The organism is Autumnicola edwardsiae (assembly GCF_031846505.1).
Lineage (GTDB): Bacteria > Bacteroidota > Bacteroidia > Flavobacteriales > Flavobacteriaceae > Autumnicola > Autumnicola edwardsiae.
The window spans coordinates 1-5815 of the sequence record NZ_JAVRHP010000134.1 but is presented as its reverse complement, the minus strand read 5'-3'; the positions used below and the strand labels follow the sequence as shown (position 1 = coordinate 5815).

Below are 5815 nucleotides of genomic sequence, written 5' to 3'. Positions count from 1 at the left end.
CCAGCTTTTCATCCAAGAGGTGAACATCGCTTTCAGTATCCATAAGGAGGTCATCAGACGAATACTGTAAAATCCTTTATACCACGTACTTTATTGAGAATCTGAAATCTGTCTAGTTGGCTATAAGAGAAGCCACTAAAACGTGGTCGATGCCTATTACGTATTGGGGAATTATTTAAACCATTTCCTTACGATTATAAAAAAAGGGGTCAGACTTTAAAAAGTCCAACCCCTTTATTTAAACATTTCAACACTTTACAAGGTAGTGTCAGTTTTTGCTTTATAGAAAAATTAAAAGTGATTTAGTATTTCTTATTGATTTGCAGTTTCTAAAAGAGTATTCATTTCCTCTACTTTCTCCTCGTTTCCTAACTGCGTATGGATATTCTTAGCTGTCCTGATTGCCTCAAGGTTTGCAGGGTCTTTTTCAATTATAGTTTCAAGGTACGGAACAGCTTCTTCATACACTTCATTACGCTCTTTCTGTAACTCCTCATATCTTTTATTATCTGCCTCACTCATCCCAAGATCGTTCATTTCTTCAATAATATCCCTCTCCTTACTTAAAACCAGGGCCACCATATTAAGTCTGGCATCTGTCATATCAGGATCTAATTCAACCGCCTTTTCGTAGTAACCCATTGCTTTCTCTTTGTTACCAAGATCTGCACTATTTACACCAAGGTTATAATAAAGAGAAGCATTGTCTGGTGCTATTTGAACAACTTCCTCCATTATTTCGTTGTATTTCTCTTTTTCGCCCATGTTGTAATACATATTGGCTTCAGCCTGCATTAAATCAATGTCATTTGGATTTTCACGTTTTGCGTCTTCCATTGCTGCAATGGCTTCATCGTAATTTTCTTCACTGATATGAATCCTGGCAATAAGACTTGCAATATCACCTTTTTTAGAAGGGATCTGCCTTTCTGACGGGCTCGAATAATCCCCGGTTTTAATCATAAGATCTCTTTGTTCTTTACTGGCCATCATTTCTTCTTCACCTGTCTCTGCATTAACAGCAAGGTACTCTACACCTGATCCATCATATCCTTCTTCTTTAAGCATATTTAAATATTCCAGACCAGTATCGTAATCGCCTGCCTGCACTGCATTATTTGCAGCATAGTATAGATGAATAGTATCTCTTTTTTCACTTAGCTCATAACTGGTGTGTAACTTTTCAGCAGCACTGGAGAAATTTTGTGAATTTTGATCACTAATCGCTCCCTGAACAAGGCTATTCCTTACAGCAACCAATCCGTCCTGAGCTTCTTCAACACCCATATCTGCTGCTTTTTGAAATGCCTGTGCCGCAGTATTTAAATTTTCCAGAGATATGTTCTCTCCTGTACCAAGATAAGCCTGACCCTTATAAAGGTAAAATCTTTCGGACCATTTGTCATTGGCCTCAGAAAGCATAGGCTCTGCCTTACTTATTGCCTGTTGTGCCTGGGTATAGTTGCCTTCTTCAACAGCATCTCCCGCATCTCTTATTTCACTTTTTTGTGCAAAGGCTGTCAGAGATAGAAATGACAGCGCCAAAGTCAGAATATTCGTTTTCATTGTTTTTGGTTTAATTATTTTTATTCTTCACTATCATCAGCAATAGTTGTGCCATTGCTTTCCGGATCAGTAGGCTCAGGTGTTTCTGCATCTGCCATGGCGTCCACATCGTCCTCATTATGAAGAACTTTTGCCACCGCAGCAATAGAATCTTTACCTTTTAAATTGATTAACCGGACTCCCTGTGTTGCACGTCCCATAACCCGTAAATCTGCCACACCTAACCTTATGGCAATACCAGATTTATTGATAATCATAAGATCATCCTCGTCTGAAACGTTTTTAATAGCAACTAGTCCTCCTGTCTTATCGGTAACAGAAATGGTTTTAACACCTTTACCTCCCCTATTGGTAATACGGTAATCTTCCAGGCTGGAACGTTTTCCATAACCATTTTCTGAAACCACCAGGATATTAGATTCCATGTCGTTTACAGAAATCATTCCCACCACTTCATCGTTTTCATCGGCCAGTGTAATGCCCCTAACTCCCGAAGCATTTCTACCCATTGGTCGTGTCTTTCCTTCTTCAAAACGTATGGCTTTCCCACTTTTTACGGCTAGCATCACCTGACTTTCTCCATTGGTTAATCTCGCCTCAAGCAGTTCGTCGTCTTCTTTAATGGAAATTGCATTAATACCATTTACCCGTGGCCTGGAATATTGCTCCAGGGAAGTTTTCTTAACCTGACCTTTTTTAGTAGCCATAATAACAAAGTGTTTGTTCACATATTCCTCATCTTTGAGGTCCTGTGTACATATAAAGGCTTTAACCTTGTCATCTGGCTCAATATTAATAAGGTTTTGTATAGCCCTTCCTTTAGAGGCTTTACTTCCTTCAGGAATTTCATATACCCTCATCCAGAAACATTTTCCTTTTTGTGTAAAGAAAAGCATGTATTGATGGTTTGTTCCGGAGAAAAGGTACTCCAGAAAATCTTCATTCCTGGTAGTAGAACCTTTTTGCCCTACTCCACCTCTGTTTTGAGTTTTATATTCTGTAAGTGATGTCCTTTTTATATATCCCGCGTGAGAAATGGTTATTACTACCTGCTCATCAGGTATCATATCTTCAATGCTCAGGTCACCACCGGCATACTCAATGGTTGAACGGCGTTCATCACCATACTTTTCCTTTACTTCCAGAAGTTCATCTTTAATCACCTGCATCCTTCTTTCCTTTCTTGCAAGGATATCTTTAAGATCTTCAATGGTTTTCAGGATTTCTTCATATTCTGCGCGCAATTTATCCTGTTCCAGACCTGTAAGCTGTCTTAATCGCATTTCTACAATAGCTCTGGCCTGCACCTCTGTAAGCTCAAACCTGGTCATTAATTTCTCCCGTGCTTCTTCAGCATTACCAGAAGACCTTATAAGGGCAATTACCTCATCTATATTATCTGAAGCAATTATTAACCCCTCCAGGATATGTGCCCTGTCTTCGGCTTTCTTCAGTTCATATTCTGTCCTTCGGACTACAACTACGTGACGGTGCTCTACAAAATGATAAATAATGTCCTTTAGATTCAGCATTTCAGGACGGCCATTTACCAATGCAATATTGTTTACACTAAAAGAAGATTGTAGTGCGGTATGTTTATATAATGTATTAAGGACAATATTTGGAATCGCATCACGCTTAAGCTGGTAGACAATACGCATCCCATTCCTATCAGATTCATCCCTGATCAGGCTTATCCCCTCAATTTTTTTCTCATTTACAAGATCAGCAGTTTTTTTAATCATATCTGCTTTGTTGACCTGGTAAGGGATCTCTGTCACAATAATACTTTCTTTTCCATTCACCTCTTCCAGGCTAGACTTTGCGCGCATTACCACACGCCCACGGCCCGTTTTAAAGGCTTCTCTTACTCCGTCGTACCCATATATTATTCCTCCGGTTGGAAAATCTGGAGCTTTAATATGCTCTATTAATTCATCTATTTCAATATCATGATTATCAATATAAGCAATGGTTCCATCGATTACTTCTGCAAGGTTATGAGGCGCCATATTTGTTGCCATACCAACAGCAATACCGCTGGCCCCGTTCACCAGAAGGTTAGGGATCCTTGTAGGTAAAACCACAGGTTCATTAAGGGAATCATCAAAGTTTAGCTGGGTATCTACCGTTTCTTTATCTATATCTGCCAGCATATCCTCACTTATCTTGCGCATCCTGGCTTCAGTATATCTCATTGCTGCAGGGCTATCACCATCTACAGATCCAAAGTTACCCTGGCCATCCACAAGCATATAGCGCATGCTCCACTCCTGGGCCATCCTTACCATGGTATCATATACAGAAGAATCACCGTGAGGATGATACTTTCCCAAAACTTCTCCAACTATTCTTGCTGATTTCTTATATGCCCGGTTGGAGAGGACACCAAGTTCATACATTCCATACAGAACCCTGCGGTGTACTGGCTTTAAACCATCACGTACATCTGGAAGAGCACGTGACACAATGACCGACATCGAATAATCGATGTAGGCCGATTTCATTTCATCTTCAATGTTGATAGGAATTAATTGTTCTCCTTCAGCCATATTAAAAAAGTTTATTTTAGTTCAAAAATCTAACAGGCCAATTTACGTAATTTCCTTATGTTTTATGCCGCGCTAGCAGCTTCTTTACCCATTTTTTATTAACAAATTTTTAGTGCACTTTCGTTAATAAGTTCATTATTTTGGATTTTGATTAATGGAAGTAATTTCGTCAATTAGCTTACGACTGATCTTAGGTACAGTTTTTGAATTCTAGTGATTAGTTAATTTAAAGAGAGAAAGGAAAACAACATGGATGATAATTTTTCACCAAGAGTAAAAGATGTAATTTCTTATAGTAAGGAAGAAGCATTGCGACTCGGCCACGATTTTATAGGGACAGAACATCTAATGCTTGGCTTGCTGCGTGACGGTGATGGTAAAGCAATAGACATATTAACAGCACTGGATGTAGATCTTACCCATTTAAGAAGGAAAGTAGAGATATTAAGCCCGGCCAATCCTGGTACGGCATCAATATCAAACGAAAAGAAAAACCTGCATTTAACAAGACAGGCAGAACGTGCTTTAAAAACCACTTTTTTAGAGGCAAAACTTTTCCAGAGCACATCTATAAATACAGCACATTTGTTATTGTGCATCTTAAGAAATGAAAATGACCCGACGACGAAGCTTTTAAACAGGCTGAAGATCGATTATGACGGAGTTAAAGATCAGTTTAAGTACATGATTGCAAATGATGAGGATGATTTCTCCGACAGCCCTTCTGCTGAATCATTTTCAGATGAAGGCGATACTGACGATGCCACCAAAGACAATCCGTTTAGCGGTGGTGGTGGCAGCGGCCCCGGAAAAACCACAAAGAAATCCAAGACGCCTGTACTCGACAATTTTGGTCGTGATTTAACTGCAATGGCTGAGGCTGATAAGCTTGATCCTGTGGTAGGAAGAGAGAAAGAAATTGAGCGGGTGTCGCAAATTTTGAGTAGACGTAAAAAGAATAATCCGCTCCTTATAGGAGAGCCGGGTGTTGGTAAATCTGCCATAGCCGAAGGTTTGGCCCTGAGGATTGTAAAGAGAAAAGTATCCCGTATACTTTTTGATAAACGTGTAGTCACTCTTGATCTTGCAAGCCTTGTTGCCGGCACAAAATACCGCGGGCAGTTTGAGGAAAGAATGAAGGCGGTAATGAATGAGCTGGAAAAGAACGATGATATTATTCTTTTTATAGATGAGATTCACACAATTGTTGGAGCTGGCGGTGCTACAGGTAGTCTGGATGCAAGTAACATGTTTAAACCTGCACTTGCAAGAGGAGAAATTCAATGTATTGGAGCAACCACCCTTGATGAGTACAGACAGTATATCGAGAAAGATGGTGCTTTGGAGAGAAGGTTCCAGAAGGTCATAGTTGAACCTACAACTGTAGAGGAAACTATTGAAATCCTTAATAACATCAAGAATAAATACGAAGAGCACCATAACGTGGTTTATACAGATGAAGCTATAGAAGCCTGTGTAAAACTTACGAACAGGTATATGACCGATCGTTTCCTTCCAGATAAGGCTATTGATGCTTTGGATGAAGCAGGTTCACGGGTTCATATTATTAATATAGATGTACCCAAGCAAATTCTTGATTTAGAGCGAAAGCTTGAAGAAGTAAGAGAGAACAAGAATTCTGTAGTCAAAAAGCAGAAGTATGAAGAGGCCGCCAAACTTCGTGATGATGAGAAAAA

At 39.5% G+C, this 5815-nt stretch carries 3 protein-coding genes; 1 reads left to right on the top strand and 2 read right to left on the bottom strand.

Annotated elements, in window-relative coordinates; all coding sequences use genetic code 11:
- Positions 1 to 312 precede the first annotated feature (312 nt).
- Both RM529_RS15605 and gyrA read right to left on the bottom strand, forming a co-directional pair.
- Positions 313 to 1566 (bottom strand): tetratricopeptide repeat protein, encoded by a 1254-nt coding sequence (locus tag RM529_RS15605; protein ID WP_311485682.1) that lies wholly within the window; start codon positions 1564 to 1566, stop codon positions 313 to 315.
- A 20-nt stretch (positions 1567 to 1586) separates the two neighbouring features.
- On the bottom strand, positions 1587 to 4118 hold the full coding sequence (gene gyrA, locus RM529_RS15600; protein WP_311485681.1) for a DNA gyrase subunit A: 2532 nt from the start codon (positions 4116 to 4118) through the stop codon (positions 1587 to 1589).
- 249 nt (positions 4119 to 4367) lie between these two features.
- Between gyrA and RM529_RS15595 the strand changes: the two genes are divergently transcribed.
- Positions 4368 to 5815, top strand: a 1448-nt coding sequence (locus RM529_RS15595; RefSeq protein ID WP_311485680.1) for a Clp protease N-terminal domain-containing protein, incomplete at its 3' end; no start/stop codon positions are given.

Coding starts and splice junctions, on each gene's coding strand:
- gyrA (WP_311485681.1), bottom strand. CDS start 4,118: ATGGCTGAAGGAGAACAATTAATTCCTATCAACATTGAAGATGAAATG.
- RM529_RS15605 (WP_311485682.1), bottom strand. CDS start 1,566: ATGAAAACGAATATTCTGACTTTGGCGCTGTCATTTCTATCTCTGACA.